The 23,802-nt window shown below is 42.5% G+C and carries 19 protein-coding genes and 1 tRNA gene; 19 read left to right on the top strand and 1 reads right to left on the bottom strand.

Annotation, left to right across the window (positions count from 1 at the left end; genetic code table 11):
• Window positions 1-284: 284 nt before the first annotated feature.
• The 7 genes from fepB (at window position 285) to NX845_RS10440 (ending at window position 9,696) form a co-directional block, all read left to right on the top strand.
• On the top strand, window positions 285-1,250 hold the full coding sequence (gene fepB, locus NX845_RS10470; protein ID WP_017094431.1) for a Fe2+-enterobactin ABC transporter substrate-binding protein: 966 nt from the start codon (window positions 285-287) through the stop codon (window positions 1,248-1,250).
• Between the two features lie 32 nt (window positions 1,251-1,282).
• Window positions 1,283-2,323, top strand: a complete 1,041-nt coding sequence (locus NX845_RS10465; RefSeq protein WP_017094432.1) for an iron ABC transporter permease — start codon at window positions 1,283-1,285, stop codon at window positions 2,321-2,323.
• Window positions 2,320-3,381, top strand: a complete 1,062-nt coding sequence (locus NX845_RS10460; RefSeq protein WP_065681570.1) for an iron chelate uptake ABC transporter family permease subunit — start codon at window positions 2,320-2,322, stop codon at window positions 3,379-3,381. Before NX845_RS10465 ends, NX845_RS10460 begins: the two co-directional genes overlap by 4 nt.
• Window positions 3,382-3,568: 187 nt before the next feature.
• The gene (locus tag NX845_RS10455) at window positions 3,569-6,784 is read left to right on the top strand and encodes a condensation domain-containing protein (RefSeq protein ID WP_065681569.1); all 3,216 of its coding nucleotides are present in this window, start codon (window positions 3,569-3,571) and stop codon (window positions 6,782-6,784) included.
• Between the two features lie 198 nt (window positions 6,785-6,982).
• Window positions 6,983-7,795 (top strand): ABC transporter ATP-binding protein, encoded by an 813-nt coding sequence (locus NX845_RS10450; RefSeq protein ID WP_065681568.1) that lies wholly within the window; start codon window positions 6,983-6,985, stop codon window positions 7,793-7,795.
• Between the two features lie 5 nt (window positions 7,796-7,800).
• Window positions 7,801-8,502 (top strand): 4'-phosphopantetheinyl transferase, encoded by a 702-nt coding sequence (locus tag NX845_RS10445; protein WP_065681567.1) that lies wholly within the window; start codon window positions 7,801-7,803, stop codon window positions 8,500-8,502.
• Between the two features lie 162 nt (window positions 8,503-8,664).
• On the top strand, window positions 8,665-9,696 hold the full coding sequence (locus tag NX845_RS10440; RefSeq protein WP_065681566.1) for a potassium channel family protein: 1,032 nt from the start codon (window positions 8,665-8,667) through the stop codon (window positions 9,694-9,696).
• A gap of 77 nt (window positions 9,697-9,773) precedes the next feature.
• Here the strand turns inward: NX845_RS10440 and NX845_RS10435 are convergent, their stop codons facing one another.
• Complete coding sequence (locus NX845_RS10435; RefSeq protein WP_017083925.1) at window positions 9,774-10,343, bottom strand: UPF0149 family protein; 570 nt, start codon at window positions 10,341-10,343, stop codon at window positions 9,774-9,776.
• A 171-nt stretch (window positions 10,344-10,514) separates the two neighbouring features.
• Here NX845_RS10435 and NX845_RS10430 point away from each other — a divergent pair, with 171 nt between their 5' ends.
• The 12 genes from NX845_RS10430 to NX845_RS10375 all read left to right on the top strand — a co-directional run bounded on the left by NX845_RS10430 (window position 10,515) and on the right by NX845_RS10375 (window position 23,622).
• Window positions 10,515-12,968, top strand: a complete 2,454-nt coding sequence (locus tag NX845_RS10430) for a hybrid sensor histidine kinase/response regulator (protein ID WP_065681565.1) — start codon at window positions 10,515-10,517, stop codon at window positions 12,966-12,968.
• Between the two features lie 248 nt (window positions 12,969-13,216).
• Window positions 13,217-13,666 carry an L-alanine exporter AlaE gene (locus NX845_RS10425; RefSeq protein WP_017089573.1) on the top strand — a complete coding sequence of 150 codons (450 nt, stop codon included), beginning with the start codon at window positions 13,217-13,219 and terminating at the stop codon, window positions 13,664-13,666.
• A 180-nt stretch (window positions 13,667-13,846) separates the two neighbouring features.
• A tRNA-Ser gene (locus tag NX845_RS10420) sits at window positions 13,847-13,937 on the top strand.
• Window positions 13,938-14,191: 254 nt separating this feature from the next.
• On the top strand, window positions 14,192-15,406 hold the full coding sequence (gene gltS / locus NX845_RS10415; protein WP_065681564.1) for a sodium/glutamate symporter: 1,215 nt from the start codon (window positions 14,192-14,194) through the stop codon (window positions 15,404-15,406).
• A 715-nt stretch (window positions 15,407-16,121) separates the two neighbouring features.
• Window positions 16,122-17,105 (top strand): LPP20 family lipoprotein, encoded by a 984-nt coding sequence (locus NX845_RS10410; protein ID WP_017094440.1) that lies wholly within the window; start codon window positions 16,122-16,124, stop codon window positions 17,103-17,105.
• Between the two features lie 54 nt (window positions 17,106-17,159).
• Window positions 17,160-18,176: a hypothetical protein gene (locus NX845_RS10405; RefSeq protein ID WP_241905657.1), complete on the top strand. Its 1,017-nt coding sequence runs from the start codon at window positions 17,160-17,162 to the stop codon at window positions 18,174-18,176.
• A gap of 3 nt (window positions 18,177-18,179) precedes the next feature.
• Window positions 18,180-18,791, top strand: a complete 612-nt coding sequence (locus NX845_RS10400; protein ID WP_065681562.1) for a lipoprotein — start codon at window positions 18,180-18,182, stop codon at window positions 18,789-18,791.
• 98 nt (window positions 18,792-18,889) lie between these two features.
• Window positions 18,890-20,395: a transglycosylase SLT domain-containing protein gene (locus NX845_RS10395; protein WP_065681561.1), complete on the top strand. Its 1,506-nt coding sequence runs from the start codon at window positions 18,890-18,892 to the stop codon at window positions 20,393-20,395.
• Between the two features lie 61 nt (window positions 20,396-20,456).
• Window positions 20,457-20,627: a hypothetical protein gene (locus tag NX845_RS10390; RefSeq protein ID WP_017093117.1), complete on the top strand. Its 171-nt coding sequence runs from the start codon at window positions 20,457-20,459 to the stop codon at window positions 20,625-20,627.
• A gap of 2 nt (window positions 20,628-20,629) precedes the next feature.
• A complete protein-coding gene (locus tag NX845_RS10385; RefSeq protein ID WP_065681560.1) occupies window positions 20,630-21,436 on the top strand; it encodes an ETEC_3214 domain-containing protein in 807 nt (268 codons plus the stop codon).
• A gap of 58 nt (window positions 21,437-21,494) precedes the next feature.
• Complete coding sequence (locus NX845_RS10380) at window positions 21,495-22,472, top strand: bifunctional oligoribonuclease/PAP phosphatase NrnA (RefSeq protein ID WP_260256820.1); 978 nt, start codon at window positions 21,495-21,497, stop codon at window positions 22,470-22,472.
• Window positions 22,473-22,695: 223 nt separating this feature from the next.
• On the top strand, window positions 22,696-23,622 hold the full coding sequence (locus tag NX845_RS10375; protein ID WP_065681559.1) for a LysR family transcriptional regulator: 927 nt from the start codon (window positions 22,696-22,698) through the stop codon (window positions 23,620-23,622).
• Window positions 23,623-23,802 lie beyond the last annotated feature (180 nt).

Raw genomic sequence — 23,802 nt, 5'->3', positions numbered from 1 at the left:
CATGTCGATTTAACGGTGCGATGTACGTTAGTTGGGTTGTTTAAGTTACATACTTATCAATTACTTAAAGCGAAATTATGTTAATGTATCCGCTAGCGAAAACCGGATTTATCTTGATTGTTCTATATGAATATAGTTAGCATATGCTTAATGGCTTAATGGCTTAATGGCTTAATGGCTTAATGGCTTAATGGCTTAATTCAGAAAAGTTATTCAGACTCAAACTCCCAGTAGCAAGACCATTTAATTCACTAAACGCAGACTAAATGAAGTGTAAATAGTAAATGAGAATCAATATAATTTTTAAAATCATTGTTATTTTTTTGATTTCAGCTTCGGCTTCTGTTTTCGCAGAAACCGAAATGACATCTCAAAATACTTATCCCAAGACTTTCGTTAATGCGGATGGCTCACAGACAGTGATCCCATCTAAACCAACTCGAATCCTTTCTACCTCGGTGACGATTAGTGGGACGCTACTGGCGATTGATGCTCCTTTAGCCGCAACAGCACTCACTTATGAAGGGAAGTTTTTTAGTCAATGGGCAGATATTGCTGAACAGAGAAGCGTGAAAAAGGCATGGCCTGCCGGCAGCGTTGATTTAGAGTCTGCCTATATCTATGAACCTGATTTGATTGTTGTAGCATGGCGCGGTGGTGATTCGGCGAGAGATCAAATAGCTGAATTTAAGCAAATAGCACCAACCATTATTTTGGATTACACCGCACAATCATGGCAAGACTTGGCTTTGAGGCTTGGACAGGCGACAGGGTTAGAAGAGCAAGCCCAACAAAAAATTAGCCAGTTTGAGTTGTTCGTTAACCAGAGTAAAAACAAACTACAGATACCAGAAGGCGAAACCAATATTGTGGCGTATTTTGGACCTGGAGCAACCAATGCTATCGCATTAGAGGACGGCGTTCATGCGGACTTGCTTACTGACCTCGGTTTCAAAATGGAAGTGCAAAATCGTCAATGGCATGACAACACCGTGCCTTTATCAGACTTTATGCGCGTCCACTTTGAACTGCTGACTCAACTTAAAGCTGATACGACATTTTTGCTAGAAGCGAGTGATGACAGCGCTAATCGATTCATGCATGACCCAATCTTGATCAACCTTCCGTCCGTCCAGAATAAACAAGTCTTTGGCCTAGGTGAGAATTCATTTCGTATCGATATGTATAGTGCCACTGAAATCGTTAATGACATTGTTCAGCTTTTTGAACGAGATACAAATGCAGGCTAATGCCAATGGAAAATGGGTAAAGGATGTCCGTGATGACAAGTATTACTGGTCCTGCAGAAGCATTTGAACAGATAAGAAATGGACAACGACGACGATGGTTGATGGCGGGATTCGTGTTGTTATTTTTTACCTCGTGTTTTAGCCTATTTATCGGCACGCATTACATATCGCCGGTAGTGACTTTGGATGCGATTTTTTCTTTTGATCCAACCAACAGTGATCATCTATTGGTTGTCCATCTTCGAATTCCACGCACCTTGTTAGCTTTAGTTGTTGGCGGTGCGCTTGGTGTTGCAGGCGTTATCATGCAAGGCTTAACTCGTAACCCATTAGCAGACCCTGGGATACTCGGTGTCAATGCGGGGGCGACAGTTGCTATAGTCTCAGCGATAGCCTTTCTGGGCATCCATGATATGGCCTATGTGATGTGGTTTGGTTTACTTGGGGCGACTGTTTCCGGAGCGGGTGTGTTTGCCCTTGCTGGGGTAAATAAAGGGGTTAACCCTGTAAGAGTTGTATTGGCGGGAACAGCTTTGTCGGTTGTGTTGCTTGCACTGACTCATATGATCACAATAAACAGCAATGAAATGGTGTTTGAACAATATAGACATTGGGCTGTGGGGTCATTTCAAGGGCGAGGTTACGATGTCTTGATCCCGGCTTCCATGTTAATAGCCATTGGATTAGTAATCGCATTTTCATTAAGTAAAGCCTTAGATACTGTCTCGTTAGGGGACGATATTGGTCACGCCTTAGGTGTTAACCCGATCAAAATATGGTGTTTTGCTTCTATTGCTATTGTGGTTTTAGCGGGGACTTCTACTGCGGCTGCTGGTCCTATCAGCTTTGTTGGTCTTACTGCCCCTCATATTGCAAGGATGGCGGCGGGGCCGGATCATAAATGGTTGATGCCTTTCTCTTTACTGATTGCATCCATTCTGGCGGTTGTCGCCGATGTGCTAGGCCGGATCGTCGGGTATCCCAATGAGATCAGTGTAGGCATTATGATTGCTCTAATCGGCGGGCCATTCTTTGTATTCTTAGTGAAACGTTGGAAGATATCTCCCCTATGATGATTGAGCCTTACACTCTTCAAAATTCTGGCTCGGGAAGTGTTGTACGCTTCGGTCAGTTTTCTTTCTGTTATCAACCGTCTCATATACTTGTCGCTTTGATTTTGTTGATATCAGTTTGCGCTATTGCAACTTATTCCATGACATTGGGTAAGTTTAATATCTCGTTGCCTCAAGTGGCCGATATCATTCTTGGGGTTGGAGAGGGGGGCGTAAAAGATCGAATAATTCTTAACATAAGACTACCTAAGGTTCTTACTGCGGTCTTTGTTGGGGCTGCGTTAGGCATTTCTGGTGCGGTATTTCAATCGGTATCAAGAAATGCTCTTGGTTCTCCAGATGTCATTGGCTTCACTACGGGGGCTGCGACCGGTGCAATTGCTCAAATAGTTTTGTTTGAGCAAGGGGCAATAGAAGTTGCAATCGCGGCGATAGTCGGCGGAGTAATCACGGCCGTTATCGTTTACTTGCTCGCGGTAAAAGCAGGAGTGGTTGGAGGGTATCGCTTAATACTCACTGGTATTGGGATCGGGTCCATTTTGAGTGCGCTGAACAGCCTGATGCTAGTTAAGGGTAATTTGGACAATGCCATTTTGGCTAATCTATGGCTTGCAGGATCACTGCATGCTAGGACATGGACACATGTTTATCCTGTACTTATAGGGGTATTTCTCCTCCTCCCTTTTATGATGATACTAAAGCGTGCGCTTGCCATGATAGAGATGGGGGATGACATCGCAACTCAGCTGGGTATCCGAGTAGAGCGAGTCCGTCTTTCTATGATTTTCTTTGCTGTGGTCTTAGCCGCATTCGCGACAGGAGCTGCTGGGCCTATTGCCTTTATTGCCCTTGCTGCTCCTCAATTAGTTGGTCGATTGAGAAAGTCGCGAGCATTATCCTTGTTCTCCTCAGCTCTTATGGGCGCGTTGTTGGTCTTAACTGCGGACGTTTTAATTCAATGGTTGCCTTTTCAAGTAAGCGTGCCCATAGGCAGGATGACGGGTATTGTTGGTGGCATATATTTAATTTGGCTATTGACCCGATCTCGCCAGTTTTAAGCATAGGTACACATACCTCAACTAATGTAAATGAGAATGCTTTACATTAAGTTTTATTGGGAATAAAGTAAGCCACTGATTTTAATAAGCGTAGAGCTTAGAGCCTCCCCCAGAATACTTGTACTTTAAAGGCAGCTTTAGCTTCAAAAAGGACAGTTCTGAATTCTTTCAGACAGGAGAAAGGAACATGATATTTAACTCGCATCACTCGAAGGAAAAGAGTGGATTTGGCAACGCAGTGACAGATTTTGAAGAACGAGTTTGGATGCACCATCAGCAGCATGATGATTCTGCTCAATACTCAGCTGCGTACCGTCTAACCGGGGAAGTCAACATTGGTCGATTGGTTTCTTCGTTGAGTAAACTTTCTCAATTCGTGCCATCTCTTAATGTTTGTTATCAATTTGATGAGAATGCAGGTTTAGTTAAATTTCAAGATAATGCGTTTTCTCAATCGATTCATATTGAAGCTGTTGATTCGGTTCAAGACGCAATTTCTCACCTGCAAGCTAATCAATCAATCCCTATAGCGCTGGAATCTCAGTCAGGAATCCAATTTACCGTTTACATTTGCGCAGAGCAAGATGTGGTGTTGGGTGTTGTTTCTCACCAAATCCTGAGTGGTGAAGTGTGCTGGAAAGAAATATTCGAAGTTGTGAGTGCTTTATATAATCATGGCCTTTGCACCGTAGGTCAGAAAAAGCAGCCCAAAAATATGGGCGGCTTCACGCCTATTCAAAAGTTTGAAGCTCTTTCGACATCTTGTTTGCCTTGGATTAAGCGTTCTACACGGGATATTGACTTAGTACAAACCGGTGTTAGTGAAAATGTTTGTTCGTATTTACAAGCATCAGTACCACGTAAGTTTACGACTTCTATTCAAAGAGAGATCTTCGAGAACCGCCTTGGTAGGACGATGAACGAAGTAGAAATCCTCTCAGCTACTGCGGTGCTGTTCGCTCGTTACATCACCGAGTCTAATGATCTCGATAGTCTTGATGTGTTCATGCCGGTTGATATCAGTCAGAAAAATCGAGAAATTAATGGCGCGATGATTGAGACTGGTTTGACTTATCTCTGTTTAGGGCAGCCAATTTCAGACTTAGGCCAAGCTGTTGGCGACCTTACTATGAGGCTAACCGCTGCTCAGTCTCAGACCATCGAGTCAACAGAGTTTTCTCAATCAGCAGCTTTAGTGACTTGGCTTGTAGATCCGTCTGACTATTTGTCACTTGACGATGTAGAGGCTGTGAAATTACCGACCGCACCGCTTCATCCGAAGTTTGAAATCTCTCTTGCGGTTGGCTTTAACCGACAAGGTGCCCTGTCATTTGAGTTAGTTACGGGGGCAACGGTTTCTCCTCACTTAGGTGCGTTTCTATTTGAGCAATTTGTTGCCTACATTGATGGCCAAAAAGTCACTAAACCTGCATTGGCAAAGCAGGATGTAAAAGCAGCACCGTTGGTGAATGAAAGTGCCGAGCCAGTTTCAATTTTTGAAAAGGCAATACTCGCTGAATTTAGAGATGCACTTTCTATAGAAAGCATGAACAAAGACGATGACTTCTTTGATTTTGGTGGTCATTCGCTTATTGGTACTCGAGTCATTGGTCGCTTGTTGAAGGACCATGGGATTGAAGTGAGCATTGAAGACTTATTCACCTACCGAACTGCGACTGAACTGGCTAAGCGCGCTAAGCCAATAAATCCCACGGTTATGCCGGCATCAGTTGAAGCATCAAGTCCCGTTTCTGAGATAAATTCTACTGCCGAACTCATTTTGGCTGAGTTTAAAGAGGCTTTAGCTTCGGATACGATGACAGCAACGGACGATTTCTTTGACTTCGGAGGGCACTCATTGATTGCAACTCGAGTTATTGGTCGATTACTGACTCACCATGGTATTGAAATCAGCATTAATGATCTTTTTGGCAACCCGACGGCTCAATCGCTTGCCGAACAAGCTGTGCCGAAAAGTACCGAGTTTCTTGAGTCTTCGGCATCTATTACCGATGTTGGTTCTACGCTTGCTCCATTGTCACTCGCTCAGAATTCTCTGTGGAAGGCGATTCCAAAATACGCCAAATTTGGACTCAATACGATTTTTAACTTGCCGTTTGTTTTACGCTTTTTCGATGAATTGGATGAAGTGGCTTTTGGGGAAGCTTGCCGCGATATTCTAGTTCGTCATGCCACTCTAAGAAGCCATTTTTATGAACATAATGGTAATCCATGCCAACAAGTGGTTGATGTCAGTAACATCGGCAATTACAAATGGTTTTGGACTTCAGATGAATGTGAAATCGAAGATAGGGATGAGTTTCTTAAACAGGAGGCAATCCATCCCTTTGATTTAGAGAAGGAGTTCCCTCTTCGAGTAAGATTCATCCGTTGCAAGGATACGGGGCAGCAGTTCTTGTCCTTCTTGTTCCACCATATTGTTCAAGATGAATGGTCAGTGAATTTGATGATGGATGAGCTTAATTTAGCTTATAAACTGCGCGTTCAAGGTCAATCACCGGAATGGAGACATGAAGCTCTTCCAATGCACGAGTATGCTCGTATGCAGAGAGGTTCTGGAACACATCAGAAGCACCTCGATTATTGGTTGGATAATCTAAAAGATGTGCCGTGGTCTACCCCTATATTCCCTAAGAGTCACCCTTTATCAGAGAAGGCTGATCCTCAAGGGGCTAAAGGTGGTTGGGTTATCGTTGAAATTGAAGATAACGTAAGGGATGGGTTATATGCACTTGCTAAGCAGCAAAGCGCATCGCTATTCAATGTTGTTTATGCATCTATTGCAGCGGCACTCAATGTTGTTGGTGCACCCAATAAGCTCATAGTAGGAACCTCGGCTTCGGGCCGACAAGACGTTGAGTATTATGACACGATAGGTTACTTCACCACCGTAGTGGCGCATTTAGTGAATTTTGAACGCGTCCGTACGGTGGCTGAACTGGTAGCCCAAGTGAAACATACGATTAATGATTCTATGCCATATGGCGATATTCCTATCGACCTTATTGAAGAAGGTTTGGTTGGGGGGGATCCCGATGTGGATGGGCACATGTTCGAAGTTTTTATTCAACTTCACGCCAAAAGTAAATTTAGTGGTGCTTTCGAATTGTCTAATGGTGACAAAATCAACTTCCAGCAGGTTGATTCAGATCGAAGCGAATCTGGTTTAGGACTTCAGTTCGAAGTGTTAGAAGAAACCGTCAATGATGAGCAGGTGCTACGTGTAATGATGAGCTACCTTACTGAAAACTACAGTCAAGCTCAGGTTGATCTTCTGTGTGACACACTAAGAGCTCTGTTTGCAGAATTTGCTTTGAGCTCAAAGGGGGAGCAGTTGCTCGAAGCAATTAAAGACAGCGTGGTTGAACCCGCAATGTTATAAAACCGTAGGTAGATTACTCGTCCAAGAAACCATGCGTAACCTTGAGCAGTATCAAGTCTATTCTTGATGCTGCGCTTTCCCAAGTAACTGAATAGCTAGAGCTATTGAGTGAAGCAATCAAACAGCTAATTGGCTAAATAAGCAAATAGCTAAAGGTTACTTAGGGGATATTGTTTAACTTAAATGAATCAGAAGTTTATGAGCCTATCGACACCGGTTAAATCCAACATTACCTCTCGACTAAACGGAAATAACCTTAAACTTGCATACGAGAATCGCGTTATTTGTGAAAATCTCGAACTTCATATTCCTGAAGGTAAATTTACGGTCATTGTCGGACCCAACGGGTGCGGAAAGTCTACTTTATTGAGAAGCTTGTGCCGCTTGTTGAAACCTTCTCAAGGTAAAATTTGTCTTGATGGTCAGAATATTCAAAAGGTGCCAGCTAAAGAGTTGGCGAGAGAGTTAGGGTTACTGCCGCAAAGCTCACAAGCTCCTGAAGGGATTCGAGTCGTTGATTTAGTGGCAAGAGGTCGTTACCCGCATCAAAAGCTGTTTAAGCAGTGGAGCTTAGATGATCAAGAGGCGGTCTTTCAAGCGATGGAAGATACTGGTGTCACCGATTTGGCCGAGAGGCAGGTCGATGAACTCTCTGGAGGTCAGAAACAACGAGTTTGGATCGCCATGGTATTAGCGCAAAAGACACCGATAGTATTACTTGATGAGCCAACAACTTATTTGGACGTCGCACACCAGATCGATTTGTTGGAGTTGTTCCGTAGCCTCAATAGAGAAAAAAAACATACTATCGTTGCCGTGCTGCATGATTTGAATCAAGCCTGTCGTTACGCGGATCACCTGATTGCATTTGCTGGTGGAGAAATTGTCGCGCAAGGCGAACCTAAGTCTTTAATTGACGCCAAACTCGTTAAGCAAGTATTTGGCTTAGATAGCGTTATTATTGATGATCCTGTAAGTCATACTCCATTGATTGTGCCTCTGGGGAAGTAACTCGTATGACTTTTTTGTCAGGTTTGCAATTGCTCACCTTTGGCTCGCAAAATATTAAGGTTTGGCAGTACCACTTTGAACGACAAAGGTATACAGATTGCCTTTTTCAAGAACTTGACGTCGCGTTGCCAAATGAAATGAAGCGTGCAGTAACTAAACGAAAAGCAGAGTTTATTGCCGGTCGCAGGGCGGCATTGCACGCATTACGCATTGAAGGGTGTGATTGCCTCGAAGTGCCCATCGGTGAACACCGATCACCGGTTTGGCCCGAGGGTTGGATTGGAAGCATTTCTCATACCGATGATCTAGCGGTAGCGACGGTCAGTTCATTAAGTGACGTGAGCCTTGTTGGTTTGGATGTTGAAGAGCTCATCAACGAAAACCAGGTTATGTCACTCATGCCTATGTTTGTTAGCCCTCAAGAAATAAAGCACTTAGCCAGGACTCACCTTCCCATCCAATGGTTTGTCACCTTAGTGTTCTCTGCTAAGGAAAGTATTTTTAAAGCCATCTACCCCCATGTTAAGACTTACTTAGAGTTCAGCGACTCAAAGCTAATGAGTGTTGATATGGATAAAGGCGAGGCACATTTTAAACTGTGTGAGCGCGGAGAAAAGGCGTTTGGCGAAGCACTAAATCTATGTGTGTATTTCTTTTTTAAGCAAGGTAAAGTTTATACATTGGTACGCGAACCTCGCCAAGCTTGATTAACTCCAGAAATTGTTTGTAGATATTTCTAAGTCTTTTTGTACCTAAATGTGGACTATTGGCATTATTTTGGGCTCATGTGCCTTTTTCTTAAGATACATCTTGTTGATATCATTTATTTTTTCTAGCATGTAACTAAGAGAAATGGATTAGAGGCTCTAATGATAATCTGGTTACAACTCAAACGTTGGGTCAAAGCGAATATCTTTGTTTTGAATGGTAAAAACCTACTGTTTACTTTCCTCGGCTACGTGTTTTTATCGTGGTCGACATTGTATTTAGCGGGTGAAACGGACTTAACCAACTCGTTTACTACATTTGCATACTATTTAGTCGTGACGGCTTCTACGGTTGGTTATGGCGATTTGTCACCGACGACGGAAGCGGGGCGATGGATTGTTATTTTGTTTGTTATCCCTGGAGGGCTCAGCCTTTTCGCTGCTTTACTGGGTAAGGTGGCAACAGAAGGTGTTGAATATTGGCGAGCGGGCTTGTTAGGTAAAAGGAGAGTTAGAGTGGAAAACCACATTTTGATGTTGGGGTGGAATGAACAAAGAACTATTCACCTCATCCGCATGCTGCAACACGAAGAAACGGGTAAGCGACCAATCGTATTATGTACTCGTTCAGATATCGAAAACCCGTTACCCGGTGAAATCAATTTCGTCAAAGTAAACAGCTACACCGATGGAAAAGAGATGGAGAAAACGGGTATTGAGTCTGCGAGTTGCATCCTGATTGATAACCCAGAAGACGACATCACCCTGTCTGCAGCACTTTACTGTGCTAACCGAAATCCGAAAGCTCACTTACTGGTTTATTTTAAAGATGAAGCGCTGAGCGACCTGCTACACAAACATTGTCCAAACTCTGAATGTATTCCGGCTGTGGGTGCAGAGATGCTAGCAAAGGCTGCGGTAGACCCAGGTTCAAGTGCGCTTCATCAAGAGCTATTGAGCTCAACAAGAGGTATGACACAGTATTCAACGTATTTCCCTGAAGACGCCGACCCTGTCACCGTCGCGCCTATTTTCTCTGTGTTTAAAGAGAAGTACAAAGCAACGCTGATCGCGATTGATACGGGGGGGGGTATTGAACTTAACCCAGAACTAGACCAAGTTATCAGCAGCGGTACTAAACTATTTTATATCGCCGACGAGCGAATTGATGACTTCGATTGGAAAGGCTTCTAGATCTACTATTTTAATCTCGTCCAAAAACGAAAAAAGGCCTCATTGTGAGGCCTTTTGGGTATGTATAAAGCTAACTTTTATTGAGCTTCAGCCAGGGCAATACCACGCTGCGTTAATCCGCAAAGCATTACAGGAACAGCGTTAAAGATCTCTTCGAATTGCTCTAGGCCTTCGATGCCTTGCTCTGCAAGTGTCGCAATTGACGTTTCTGGATCGTAAAGCATGCTCAGTGAAAGCAACACACCGCCTACGAGTGCGTTGTCTTCGCTCTCTTCAGGCATCAATGTTTCCCAGTCATCACGGGCGATCTGCCAGCCTTGAAGTAAGCCTTCACAGAAATCGCGAGCAGCGGTATTCACCACTTCTGCATCATCCAATTGGCAAGCTTCAGGCCAAACCCACGTTCCTTCAATTAGTTCAGGACGTGTTTTATTCCAAAGCGTGATGATAACTTCAATGTAGCTCTCTAGCTGCTCACCATCCGTAAAAGGCGCGACTTCTTCGCCACCCCATAAGAACGGTAGCCACTCATGAGGGGTTAACACATTAGGTGCCGCTGCCATTGCAGTGACAAAGCCCATTGTTTTGTGTTCTGTGATTAGCTTTCCTTCCAACTCTGGAAGCGCAAGAATATCTTGTAAAGTCAAAGTGAGGTACCGTAAAAGGGAACATATTTGCGCTTATAGTACCAATGAACTTGTGCCAATCAAGCTTCAATCTAAAAAGGCTTGATGTCATGGATGATAAACACTAGGTTTAACAGAAAAGAAAACAATAAAAGAATTATGCAGATACGGTCGTCTTTAAAGAAAAAAAGTATGGTAGCGCTTGGGTTATACCTTGCGATGTTTATTGCCATTGTCGGTAGTGTGACGTATTACGTCGTAGAATCCCCTGTGCGCGCCAAATTACAACAAAACCTCGACTTGCGTACGCAACTTTTATCCGCATTGATTACAGAGCCGCTCAGCAGCTCTCAAGGTTTTGTAGACAGTCTCGTTGGGTTTGCGCAAGCGCATCGTAACGGTGATGATGTTATTCCGCTCTTTAAATTCATGTTGGCGGCGAGCGACGATACGATCGTCAGTGCTGGAATTTGGCCTGAACCTTATGCGCTTGACCCTAAAAAGCTTCTTAACAGCCACTTTTTCAATAAAGCCGACGATGGAAAAATTGATCAGCTGTTTTCTTATAACAATCCTAAAAATACCCCTTATCAAGAAGAGTATTGGTACACCTCTGTAGTAAACAAAGAACAAGGAACGATCTCTTGGAGCGATGTCTATATCGACCCATACACACACGTTCGAATGATTACGGCGTCTTCCCCTTATTATTACGACGGCATTTTTGCAGGTGTTGCCACGGTGGATCTCTCGCTCGAAGAGCTGCTTGGCTTTATTAAGAACCATGCCGAAGAATACAATCTTGGCATTATGCTCAGAGATAAACTCAATCAAGTGTTAGTTTCGCATAACTTCAATCTCGTTGAAGGGATCTACATCAGTAGCAATCAATTTGGTGATTTCGGTTGGCAAGTGGATGTAGTTAATTCTAAGTCACGTGTAGCAGACGAAGTATTTCGTCAGGTGATGAGTATTGAGGGCGGTATTGTTCCGCTATTGCTACTTTGTGTGATGGCGGGCTATTACTTATTGAACCGTTATTTGATTAGTCCAATTACAACGATTGCCGCGCAGGTTGATAGCTCCAAAGCGGGCGAAATCATTGATGTGGATTACTCGAGTGATGATGAAATCGGCCATTTGATTAAAACGTTCAACGAAAAGACCATTTATCTTGAAGCGGAAAAGGTTAAAGCTCAGGCATCCACCAATGCAAAAACCGCTTTCCTTGCGACCCTGTCACATGAAATTCGTACCCCTATGAATGGGGTATTGGGTACTGCTCAGATCCTATTAAAAACGCCTCTAAATTCTGAACAAGAGAAGCATCTTAAGAGTTTGTATGAGTCTGGTGATCACATGATGACCTTACTTAACGAAATCTTAGACTTTTCGAAGATCGAGCAGGGAAGGCTGGATCTTGATGAGACTCGCTTCCCACTCGATTCGATCATCGGCAGTATCAACAGTGTCTACTTCACACTCTCTTCAGAGAAAGGACTTCAATTCAAAGTCTACTCTGAGGTGCCTTCGGGTCGTTGGTACTTCTCAGATAAAGCACGTCTACGACAAATCTTGTTTAATCTTTTGAACAACGCGGTGAAGTTTACGTCCAGAGGCTTTGTCGAGGTGTACTTGAAAGAAGTCATAGAGGGGAGTGACACCTATCTTAGTATTCGAGTTCGCGACACCGGAATTGGTATTTCTAAGGAAGCTCAAAAGCGTATTTTCAAACCTTTCGAACAAGCGGAGTCTTCCACAACAAGGCGTTTTGGCGGTACAGGCCTTGGCTTAGCGATAGTGAAGAAAATTGCCCAACTCATGGATGGCAGTATTACCGTCACCAGTGAAGAAGGGATAGGCACGAGCTTTGATGTTCGCTTGAAGATTCAGCCATGCCAGCCTGGCGAGATAGAGAGCTTGCCACATAAGAAGTTGGACTACTCAGGCTTAAAAGTATTGATTGTCGAGGATAACCGAACGAATACGGTGATCATTGAAACCTTCATGAGCAGCAAAGGTTTCACTTGTAAGAGCGTCGAAAATGGTGAACTTGCAATACAAGCTGTGGTTGCCGAGCGCTTTGATTTGGTACTCATGGATAACCATATGCCTGTGATGGATGGCGTTGAATCAACCACTGCGATTCGTGCTTTGATAGGTGATGTGTCATCGGTACTGGTATTTGGTTGTACGGCTGATGTCTTTAAAGAGACTCGCGAACGTATGCTAGGGGCGGGTGTGGACTACATTATCGCTAAGCCGATTGATGAGCGTGAACTGGATGACGCCTTGTTCCGTTATTCAAATAAGCTATACCAATACCATGAAGTAAAAGCGGATGCTCTCGAAAGCCAAGATGTAAAAAAACACGACTCGAAAAGTAAAAGCGAGTCACTGCCTAAACCTGATCTGCGAAATAAAGATAACACCGAAGAGCTATTGGTGACGCTGTATGTGGCGCTAGAAGACAACAACCTAGAACTGATTCAATTTGCACTAGAGAGTCTACGTGTCCACGTTGAACCTATGAACAACGCTGAACTTACTGAACAAGTCGATAAAGCGCTAGAGCAGGTTTCTTTAGGATCACCACCTACACAAGATGTCATTAATATCATTACCGTAAATCTACCGATGGCTTAAATGTTGTTTAATTACGGTAAGTAAATGACGAATTGTCTAATATTTGACCTTGGTTTGATTTTTTGGTGGAAGCTACTGCTTTTGAATAGGTTTTTGGTTGTTAATTTACAACTTGATTTTTAATTTGGAATGTATGACTGCTAATCTTATGATTTAATAGCGACATTATCTGGTAGGGTGTAAATGCACCTTGTTTATATGTTACTAATTCACTCAATAGGCAGTGATATATTTTAGGTTTTGCGTCGATGAAGTCTCGTGGTCCATTTTGTATTCGAAACGCAGCTGCGGATACATTTGCTATGGTCGTTTTCTGTTTTATTTCAGGCATGATCGTAGAAGTGTTTATTTCTGGTATGACATTTGAGCAGTCTCTCGCTTCTCGAACGTTATCTATCCCAGTGAACATTGCTATTGCTTGGCCTTATGGTCTTTTTCGTGATTGGTTTTTACGTAATGGTGCAAAGTTTTCACAAAGTTCGTTGATGAAGAATATTTCTGACCTTTTAGCTTACGTGTTGTTCCAGTCGCCTGTGTATGCCGGTATTTTATTGGCGGTGGGTGCTTCAAGCGACCAGATCGTTACGGCTGTAACCAGTAATGCGGTTATCTCGTGTGGTATGGGGGTACTTTATGGCTACTTCCTAGATATGTGCCGTAAATGGTTTCGAGTTCCGGGCTACTATCAACAAGCTTAAGAAAAGCAACAAGCGTAAGTGCAGCGAAAGAATGAAATTTGGTTTGTTTTTGATCTAATGAGTTAATTTGTAATCGAACAAACTGAAAAAGGCACTTTTTTTGACAAAGCCCCTTGACCAAAGCAAGCAGAATCAATAAAGTAGCGCCTCGTTGAGTGACAAGCTCAACACACAATTTGTGGAAGGATGGCTGAGTGGCTTAAGGCGCTCGCCTGGAAAGCGAGTATACGTTTATAGCGTATCTGGGGTTCAAATCCCCATCCTTCCACCACTATTCAAAACCCTAGCAGAAATGCTGGGGTTTTCTCGTTTTAGAGCCCCTATATTTCACGTCATCTACATCCATCCCTAGTATCAGTTCCTTTAATCATTTCTTTATAGTTATTTCCTCTATTAATGGCGTCGCAGACTGAACCATATTTGGTGTTTTTATCATCGATAAACGCTTGATCTTTTGGTATGAATCTAGATTATTAATAGTACGAAATATTATTAATAATCTAACTATTAGGAATTCATTACCCCATGACAGAAACCCTAGTTTCTCCAATGCTCTCTTTTACTATCGCGATTTCGTTACTGTTTATCGGTAAAGGTTTGATTGAACGATCTGAAGTATTAAGAAAGTATTCACTACCAGAGCCTGTGATTGGTGGCTTTGTTTGTGCTGCGACCGTAGCGGCGCTTTACTATATTTTTGAAATCCAAATCACCTTTAGCCTAGATGTAAGAGACTTTTTACTTCTCTACTTTTTTGCTGGTATCGGACTCCAAGCGGATATTAAGACACTGATTAAGGGTGGGCGACCGTTGTTCATTCTATTGTTTCTTGCTGCCGTCTTTATCGTTCTGCAAAACGTGGTAGGGATGGCAGTAGCTTCTGGCTTTGGAATGGATCCTAAAGCTGGTTTGTTATCGGGCTCTGTTAGCTTAATCGGTGGCGTAGGTACAACGTTAGCGTGGGCGCCAACGTTTGTGGAAGAGTTTGGTATCGCTAACGCGCTAGAGCTAGGTGTGGCGTCAAATACGGTTGGTTTGATAGCGGCGTGTGTGATTGGTGGTCCAATTGCCAACTACCTACTAAACAAGCACAAAGTGAGTCCATCCAATGAAGAAGAAGTGACAGTTGGTGCATACCAAGAAAGTGAAACTCGCACTGAATTGAGCCATTACGGTGTCTTGTGGGCGTGGTTGATTCTCAACTTAACACTGATGCTCGGTTACAGCTTGAGCGAAGTTATCGATTCGATGGGCTTAAAACTGCCGTTATTCGTAAGCTGCTTAATTGCCGGTATCCTCATAGGAAATATTGGTCGAGCATTGTTCAAGAAGCGCCGTACACAAGAGAAAATTGCTCAAGGCCGCAAAGGCTTAGCGATGATCTCTGACATCTGTTTAGGTATGTTCTTGACCATGGCCTTGATGGGGCTGCGTATCTGGGATCTCGATGGACTGTTTGGCTATATCTCTGTTGTCATGAGTATCCAGATCCTGCTTTCACTGCTGTTTACGATATTCGTCGTTTATTACCTAATGGGGCGAAACTATGATTCTGTGGTGATATGTTCAGGCTTCGGTGGTATCACCCTTGGCTCGACAGCAACTGCAATTGTTAATATGACCGCGGTAACTCACCGCTATGGCGCAAGCCCACAAGCGTTTATTGTGGTGCCATTAGTGTGTGGATTCTTTGTTGATTTGATTAATGCGTTGGTGATTAGCTTTTTTGTTGGGATGTAGTGACTTCCTAGTACTTTCTTGTCATTAACTAGAGACAACTCTCAGTAGCTTGCTCGATTGAGTGAGCTCTTTGATTCTTGGGTGACTAGCTCGAAAATACGCCATATTTTTCTATCAATCTGTATCTTTTGTCTACTAATTTTTGAGAATATCGTATTTATTAAACCTTATATTTTCATGCTGACCGCTTCTTCCTCTCTATTCTTTTTTGTAGTTGTAATATTATAAATAAGGTTGACTTTTCGTGAGGAAAATCTCTTACGATCATATTTATAATATCTTCGATTTTTGTTTTTTATTCTAAATTAATTAAAAACTTTGATTGTTTTCAGTGTAAATAATAAACACAAATTAAGCTTTTAGTATAAAAATTTCAATTAGTTTATTGTTATGGTTTCTTTGTGATGGGCGTTGAAATAGTTTATTTTTCAACCGTACATCTACTTATTATGATTTTTATCACACTTATAAAAAATATAATAAATTAAATTTTACGGTTTTTTTTGTTTTCTGATTAAAAGATTAAGTCAATTTAAACAGTTGGTTATATTGTTGCTTTTGTCATTTGCGTTTCTTGGTGAGTGTTAATTGAACAGAGAAAAAATTAACATCATAAATTTTTGATCGAAAATTAACCATTCTGCTGGTGTGGTAATTTGAATGTTATTAAATGAAGATATAACATGCCGGCAAATTTATTAGACCTTGATGCCATATGTTTACAAATATAAAAAAAATCCTTGTACTTTTTGTGTTTTTTGGGATCGCTTTTACCACTGGCTGTCAGTCAACTAAGCCAACTTGGTATTCGAAACCTCAAGCAGATACTAACGAGTATATCTATGCGGTGGCACAGGCAAGAACTCTGTCTCACGCAAAAAAAATTGCAGTGAACAATATTAATGAGAAGCTTTGGACTCAAGTTGAATCTTCTTTTTATATGCGTGAAACCGCGCGTGACACGAATGGTACCGGGTTTTCAAATAGCTTAGTAGACAACAAAGTAAATACGAAAACCGAATCATTGACCCTTAATGGTATTGAATATGTACAGATGGAAGAGAACGCTCTCGGGGCATTTGTCGAAGTTAAAATAAAGAAGAATTTAGTGACTCAGCAGTTAATACGTGAAATTCAAGATATTAACCGCAAAGCACAGAGAGAAATCGCAGCCCTAAAACATGAAGATAAACTGCTTTGGTGGCTGGATAACCGTAACGCACATCAAACGCAGCAGGATGCATCAGTGCGTATTGCGATGTTGTCGCCTTTAAACCCGACCTATCAAGCTGACATCAGTTCAATTGAACAACTGGTTGTTACTCATCAAAAAGTAAGCAGTGAGATCAATATTCGCCTTTCGTCTGATCGAGAGTCGAGCAAGGCCGTCCAGTTATTAGGCAACCAACTTTCTGTATTTAATATTGCCACATCGACATCTAAGAAAAAGAACCAAACACATATTCTGAAGGTGGATTCAGAGCGACGAAGAAATAAAGTAGGTGATGCATTTATTTCAACACTGGTTTCGAATATCAAAGTTGTCAACATGAATTCGAAAACAGTATCTCGCAGTGAAATTATTTCTACGGGTAATTCTGTCACTAATTACACATATGCCGACGAAGGGGCTGCTCGCCATTTCGATGAGCAAGTAAAAGAAAAAGGGATTTGGGCAGCGCTAGGTTTAATCAAATAGCAAACTCCAGATTCTAAAAAAATAAAATAAAACAAACATGTTCGGAGCGAATAAATGTTAAAGAAAACGTTAATGGCTAGCGCTGTACTGGCAACTTTGTCTGGTTGTGCGTCAGTGAGTGAAGTATGTACGCCTGATACACGCGTAGAAATCGAAGCCGCTGACATTCAGTTGCCTTCTTCAGACGATACTAAGGTGGTTGTTCTTCCAGTTGACCTTGAGTTCAAAAATTCGGCATCGAAAAAGATGCAGGCAGCAATGCGAAATGCATTAGAAACTCAAATCGATGAAACCGGTGCAAACCTTGTTGACCGTAAAATTGCCAACAAAGCAAAAAGCGAAATTAAACTAGCAGAGCAGAGTGGTCGCCTAAGCAGCAAAGGCGTTCCAATTGCTGATTATGCAATCATCACGGAAATTACCAGTGCCGACCTAAGCACGTCATTCAGTGAGCGTCGTACTTACGAGAATGATGAAGGTGAAACTAAGGTTGTTCCAGCGTCATGCAGTTATGATTTTGATGTAGAAGCGATTGCGAAAGTAGTGGCGTTACCAAGCATGGAAGTGATGAAGCGCATTAAACTTGAAGGCGATTTTTACTCGTCTTCAGAGACCAGCAATTCTCGTTGCCCGGTAAGTGAATCAGGTTACGGCGCAATGGCTGCGAAAGCGGCTGCAGAAGCCGTAGAGTATTCTACTGACTTGGGCAAAATGTTGGCGGCAAGTGCTCCGGTTTTAGAGATGCGCCAGTGTGCAGCTGGGACTCAAGTACGTGTTGCAATGGGCAAACAAAAGAAAATTAAACCGGGTACAGATATTCTGTTTTCAAATGCAATGAAATCGATGGAAGGCGAAACTGAAATTTTCCCAATCGGTGAAGGCTACGTTGTAAACAACGAAGTTAATGCGGTGACCGACAAGTACTCTTGGGTTGTGATTGACGAAGAAGTCTCACTAAAAATGAAAAAAGGCACGATGGGTAAAGTAGACGCATCAAGTCTTGAGTGCGATTTTTCTGATATTCCATGCCAACTTAAAAAAGCTGAAATGGCCGCTAAGGAAGTAATATAACCTATGAAAAAATTACTTATTGCTACATCGTTAGTGACGGTTCTAGCTGGCTGTCAGAGCAACAACGCGACTGTTAAGGAAACGCAAAACTTTGCGCCTTGTACCTTCCCTGATGCACCTACCGTATCGGCTCCGGGCTGGATCTGTGATGTGATTCCTACTGACATCGCTACTGCGGCTAAGGGATACGCGAAGAAAAGCGCTGCGGGTATGAGTGTTATGCGCAAGATTGCTGTAAATGATGCGCGTGTAAACCTTGCTGCTGAATTCGAAACTGACGTAAGCAACTTATTCCAAGCTGCGACAGAGGGCGTAACATCAACCTCTTCTGCTGAAGGTTTAACGTTAGTAACAGAAGAAGTTAAAGAGACGTTTGAAAATATCACTAAGTCCGTAGTGAACAAAACGCTCACAAATAGCCGTGTCATTGTAAGTCAAGCTAGCCCTACTGGTGGGTTGTACGTTCTAGTTGGCATGGACCAAGCGGCTTATGATGCGAACATGAATAAGGTTATCGACGAAGTCGGTGGTGAAGATTCTGCACTTTGGGATCAATTCAACAACGAGAAAGCAGCTACAGATCTTGCAGCGGCATTCGATGCTTTGAAAAAATAATCGTGGTATGACGATTAGTTAAAGTGAAAAGGCCGCCGATTGAGTGGCCTTTTGTTCTATGTATTTTAGGACGAGACAATGCAATCTCGGAGTTAGTTATGTATAAAACGATCACCAAAACAGGGTTAGCTATCGCAATCTCAGCAGCAATTAGTTTCCCTACGCTTGCGGTGTCAGATAACCAAAAACAGCAGTTAAACAATGCAGTGGTTAATGCCAGTCAATCCCAAGAAGAAAGGCTCAAAGAGTTCCATGCTTATGTAAATGCGTATTTGGATGAGTATGAACAATGGCGTGACGAATACACCAATCAGCTTGATGAACGTCGTACAGACCTTATTAAAGCGTGGGGTGAAGGGGAGGTTTCTTCTCAAACCACACAAGTTGAATACTCCCAAGGTGATCAAGTTAAAACCGCTGTGGATTATGAAAATAATACGGCGACCGTTTCTGTTTTAGTTGATAAAGACAGCAGTGCAGAAGAGATTGATGATCTTGTAAAGGGAATCCCGGTAGAAGTTGCAGGGCAAGTGGTAGAGCTATCAGACTTGAAAGCTCAAGACCACGAGGTTTTGTACTCTTGGGAAAAAGAGCAAGAAGAAAAGGACTTTGTAATCGAACAGACGCAAAGTCAAATGAATGAGCTTGATGTTCAAGCTGAGCGTCTTATTCAATCAAACACGGGCATTCCAGATTCATTCATTTATCAGCGTGCTCACAACAAAAAACTGGCACTCCTGAGCAAAGCGCAACAGCGTATTGCAGCACAAACTAAGCTGTACGATGAAATGCGTGCTAAACACGGAATTGAAGTAACACGACTAGAACCTCAGGTTGAAATCGTTGAACTGGTTGAAAAAGTAGAATCTCCTAAGGAAGTCGTGAAATCAGAGCCAGTTGCAGAACCAAAGCAACCTTCGAAAGTGGTTCAAATGACCGTAGAGGACGCAGCTGAAAAAGCACCTGAAACTCACGCTGTGAAACCTAAGCCTGTAGTGGAAGTGGCTGCTACGCCAGTGAAACCTAAAAAGGTGGTCACCTACAAAGTTAAACTTCCTGAAAACAGCTTAAAAGCGCGTGCAAGCAAGTACAGTTCTTTAGCTGAGAAAGAAAGTAAAAACTGGGAAATAGATGCAGCACTGATTATGGCAATTATGCATTCTGAATCCGCTTTTCGCCCTGATGCTAAATCACACGTACCGGCGTTTGGTTTGATGCAAGTGGTACCAACCAGTGCGGGGCATGACGTGAACAAACAAGTTCGCAATATCGATGCGCCAATGAAGGTTTCGGACTTGTATCAGCCTGTCATCAATGTTGAAACCGGTACCGCTTATTTGGATATCCTAAACAGTAAGTATCTGCGTAAGATTGAGAATGATGAAAGTCGTTTGTACTGTGTGATTGCGGCTTATAACACTGGCGCTGGTAACGTTGCCCGGGCATTCAACAAAGATCGCTCAACGAGTATCGGCAAAGCATCCAAAGTGATCAACAAAATGACTCCACAAGAGGTGTATAACCACCTAGTTGCGAAGTTGCCATACGATGAAACGAAAAATTACTTGAAGAAAGTGAACAGCCGTATTGCATTATATAAGTAAAGCTTTTTGAAGCACTTGCGAAAAGCATGTGCTTTAACTTTTTGAAGAGGTGAGATTAAATATGTTTAAGATTTTCGCTTTATTTTTCATCGCTATTGGTATTTACCTAGGCCTTAATTACAGCGACGAAATTGAAGATATCATGGATACCGATGCGTTTGAGCGAGTACAAGAGAAGGCTGAAGACGGTACAGATGCGTTAATGGACAAAATCGATGAGATCAAAGGCTAAAAATGTTTGAAGAGCAAAACAAGGATATTCAAAAAGATATTCAGGAAGAGTTACAAGAACTTCAAGATACCCAAGAGTCTTTGTTGGAAGAGCAGCAGAAGGGCGGGATAGCTCGCACTATTGGTCTAGTGTCGGTTATTTCCATTGCTTTGGGTGGCTTCAATGACAGTTTTGATGCGCTGGAGAAAATGTTTGATTTCGGCTTATCTCAAATGACAGACATTCCATCACATAGAAAGCTAGAGAGAATATATATTCGTTCATCCGCTGAAGCTTTGGATCAAACTTTTGGTGCGCCTGTCTATATCAAACGCGCTTCAACGAATGACGTCATTAAGTATTACCAAGACGATAACTTCATTCTTTCTGCAATTACCCGAGACAATGCGATCGTTGCTTATCTTGTTTTCCCAAATGAAGGCTTCGCCCCGGAAACTCTAGAGCATGCTGGTGGCTCGGAGTTCTTTTCTCAGACGTTTAGCTCAATTGAGAGTGTTAACGAGATCCGTGCGTCGTTTGCAAGAACAGGCAACTACTACATTGAAGAGAATAATGGTGGCGAATTTGGCTATTTATATTCATCAATCAGTGGTGCAAGCGAGTTTATTTCTCCGATGTCACAAGATAATAGGAAGCTTCTTTCGGAAGTGGTGGATGCATTGACAATGGATGAGAACATCGTAGAAAGTGTTCAGTCTTTGCGTAGCAACGCAAAGCCAAATTTTTATGGGTACAGCACGTTAGGTGTGGGAGCTTTAGAAGAAGCGGTTCTGTCTAATACTGAGTACCGATTAATTCATAAGATTTAGAACTTCTTATTTTTTCTCTAGTCTCTTTGGAGGCTGATTTTCAATGAGTGATTTCGAAATGGCAAATATTGAATTTGAAGCTTTTCTAGATAAGCTGAAAGTAAATAAAAGAGTGATTGTCCAAGCTCATGACTTCCCAGACCATGATGCATTGTCTTCGGCGTACGCTCTGGCTTATCTATTAAAAAAGAAAGGCTTTCATCCATTTATTACCTTTCATGGTTACATCGATAGAGTGTCACTTAGGAACCTAATTGATTGGTTGGAGATTCCAATCTATGAACCAAAAGACTTGAAGCTACAACCTGACGACAAGATTATTGTTGTTGATGGCTGTATCGGTGAAAAGAACGTTACTGACGTTCCAGGTTTAGAAGTCGCAGTGATTGATCACCACCAAGTCAAAGTACCTGATTTTGTATGGTACTCAGATGTGCGAGCAAATTATGGCGCAACAGCAACCATGATGGTCGAGTATTACTGCTATTTTTCTTTGCAGATGCCACAAAAAGTTGCAACAGCACTATTGGTCGGTTTGAGCTTTGATACCGCTAACTTTACTCGGGCTGTAGGGGCGGCTGATCTAAAAGCACTGCTATACCTTCAAGAGAGGGCAGACAATGCCATGGTCAACAAGATTTGTCGTAATCAGGTCGAGTTCCACGAATTGCAACTTTTCAATTCAATGCTTACTAACTTACGCCGTGAAAAAAATGCAGCATTTGCGGTGCTTCCTGAAGGTTGTCCTAAAAATATGCTCGGTGTATTAGGTGATTTTCTATTAAGTGTTGATGAGCTTGATATCGTAGTGCTCACTGCGAAGAGTAATGAGAAAACCTTTATCTCTCTTCGTTCAGAGTGTTCCAATAACAATGTCGCCAATATAGTTAAAAGGGCACTGAACGATAAAGAGATCGGTTTTGGAGGTGGGCATTCTCACATGGCTGGTGGCATCATCAACAATCAGTTTCAACTCAATGATGACCTTGATTATGTCTATGACTTGATTCGACCGAACCTAGTACTCAGCGTTTAAACTGTTTGTTGACAATACCGGGTACCTTGAAATCAGTTTAATAAAAGTAGTGCTGTGTCTAGAGTAAACGGTACTACGTGTATCAACGGTTGATGTGCAGGCTTGAAGTGACTCGGTGCACAAGTTAGTAAGTGCAAACACGATCTTGATAAATTGGGATACATGTTCGCAGTAAATTTGTGAGACGCTTGATTCAGTGTCAGTCGAATCACAAGGAAGTTGAATGCACCACTTTAATATCCGTGCTCTCGAGTACTTAAACGCGTTATCAAAATATGGGTCGTTACGTAAAGCATCTAAGATGATGAACGTTGACCCTGCCGCGATGAGTAGAATGCTGACACAGTTAGAAGCGCAAGCGGAAATGAAAGTATGGGAGCGCAACAACCGCCAATCACTGTTAACTGAAGCGGGTAATGAACTGCTGAATTACTACCGTTCCATTGTTCGGGGAGAGGCCGCAGTACTTGCTCGACTAACCAAGCTTAAAAACCTCAAAGGAGGCAATGTCAGCATTGCCATCGGTGAAGGATTTATTACCAACTTGGTGTCAAAGCCGATGCAAACCTTCATGACTCGTTATCCTGATATCAACCTTTCTATTGAGATTGCTGGGGCATTGGACGCTGTCAAGATGTTGGAAGATCAACAGATAGATTTTGCGATAACCTATGCTTCTGTTCCACATCCTAAACTGCACTCTCACGTTGAACGCAGCCATCCGCTCGAATTGATTGCTCCGAAAGGACACTTCCTTACGATGAAAGAATCGCCTGTGGTAATGCAAGATATTCAAGACGCTTCTCTCGCCTTAATCGATAATTCGACCGGCATGGGGAGACTGGTAAAGCAGGCCGAACAAATTTCCCATCTTACCTTGCAGCCAAAACTTCAAACTAATTCGGTAACCGCACTGACTAACTTTGTTTCAGCAGGGTTGGGCGTAACCTTTATGCCCAAACTCAGCGTGATCGATGAGATCAAGTCAGGGCAGATCGAAGTGGTTGCGACCGAGTTGGAGATGCTATCGAAGGCGACGGTTAAGGTTCAATCTTTGAAAGGTCGCGCACTTACGTTACAGGCTGAAACCTTGTTGGATTTCTTACTGGAAAACGCCACTTTCTTGAGTCATGACGCTTACAATATCTAGGCATTGTAGATTTATGTAACGATCCCTCCCAAGCTCCCAAGCTCCCAAGCTCCCAAATACCGCCAATATCACAGTTCCAAACTGCCGAATTCGTTTTTAAGTCGAATTGAGTTTTTGTCAACGCTCTCTCTATTGTTAAGTCAACATGTGCGGAATAAGTTACAAACCATTAACGAAACG

This window comes from Vibrio sp. NC2 (assembly GCF_025195005.1).
Classification (GTDB): domain Bacteria; phylum Pseudomonadota; class Gammaproteobacteria; order Enterobacterales; family Vibrionaceae; genus Vibrio; species Vibrio splendidus.
Note: the sequence above shows the minus strand (reverse complement) of the source record. Positions and strands in the feature narration are given on the sequence as shown.

Bases quoted from the DNA above. Each gene is read 5' to 3' on its own strand.
- NX845_RS10395 (WP_065681561.1), top strand. From the start codon at position 18,890: ATGTATAAAACGATCACCAAAACAGGGTTAGCTATCGCAATCTCAGCA.
- NX845_RS10390 (WP_017093117.1), top strand. From the start codon at position 20,457: ATGTTTAAGATTTTCGCTTTATTTTTCATCGCTATTGGTATTTACCTA.
- NX845_RS10465 (WP_017094432.1), top strand. From the start codon at position 1,283: ATGACAAGTATTACTGGTCCTGCAGAAGCATTTGAACAGATAAGAAAT.
- NX845_RS10410 (WP_017094440.1), top strand. From the start codon at position 16,122: ATGTTTACAAATATAAAAAAAATCCTTGTACTTTTTGTGTTTTTTGGG.
- NX845_RS10385 (WP_065681560.1), top strand. From the start codon at position 20,630: ATGTTTGAAGAGCAAAACAAGGATATTCAAAAAGATATTCAGGAAGAG.
- NX845_RS10400 (WP_065681562.1), top strand. From the start codon at position 18,180: ATGAAAAAATTACTTATTGCTACATCGTTAGTGACGGTTCTAGCTGGC.
- gltS (WP_065681564.1), top strand. From the start codon at position 14,192: ATGACAGAAACCCTAGTTTCTCCAATGCTCTCTTTTACTATCGCGATT.
- NX845_RS10450 (WP_065681568.1), top strand. From the start codon at position 6,983: ATGAGCCTATCGACACCGGTTAAATCCAACATTACCTCTCGACTAAAC.
- NX845_RS10430 (WP_065681565.1), top strand. From the start codon at position 10,515: ATGGTAGCGCTTGGGTTATACCTTGCGATGTTTATTGCCATTGTCGGT.
- NX845_RS10405 (WP_241905657.1), top strand. From the start codon at position 17,160: ATGTTAAAGAAAACGTTAATGGCTAGCGCTGTACTGGCAACTTTGTCT.
- NX845_RS10455 (WP_065681569.1), top strand. From the start codon at position 3,569: ATGATATTTAACTCGCATCACTCGAAGGAAAAGAGTGGATTTGGCAAC.
- NX845_RS10440 (WP_065681566.1), top strand. From the start codon at position 8,665: ATGATAATCTGGTTACAACTCAAACGTTGGGTCAAAGCGAATATCTTT.
- fepB (WP_017094431.1), top strand. From the start codon at position 285: ATGAGAATCAATATAATTTTTAAAATCATTGTTATTTTTTTGATTTCA.
- NX845_RS10425 (WP_017089573.1), top strand. From the start codon at position 13,217: ATGAAGTCTCGTGGTCCATTTTGTATTCGAAACGCAGCTGCGGATACA.
- NX845_RS10380 (WP_260256820.1), top strand. From the start codon at position 21,495: ATGGCAAATATTGAATTTGAAGCTTTTCTAGATAAGCTGAAAGTAAAT.
- NX845_RS10445 (WP_065681567.1), top strand. From the start codon at position 7,801: ATGACTTTTTTGTCAGGTTTGCAATTGCTCACCTTTGGCTCGCAAAAT.
- NX845_RS10460 (WP_065681570.1), top strand. From the start codon at position 2,320: ATGATGATTGAGCCTTACACTCTTCAAAATTCTGGCTCGGGAAGTGTT.
- NX845_RS10375 (WP_065681559.1), top strand. From the start codon at position 22,696: ATGCACCACTTTAATATCCGTGCTCTCGAGTACTTAAACGCGTTATCA.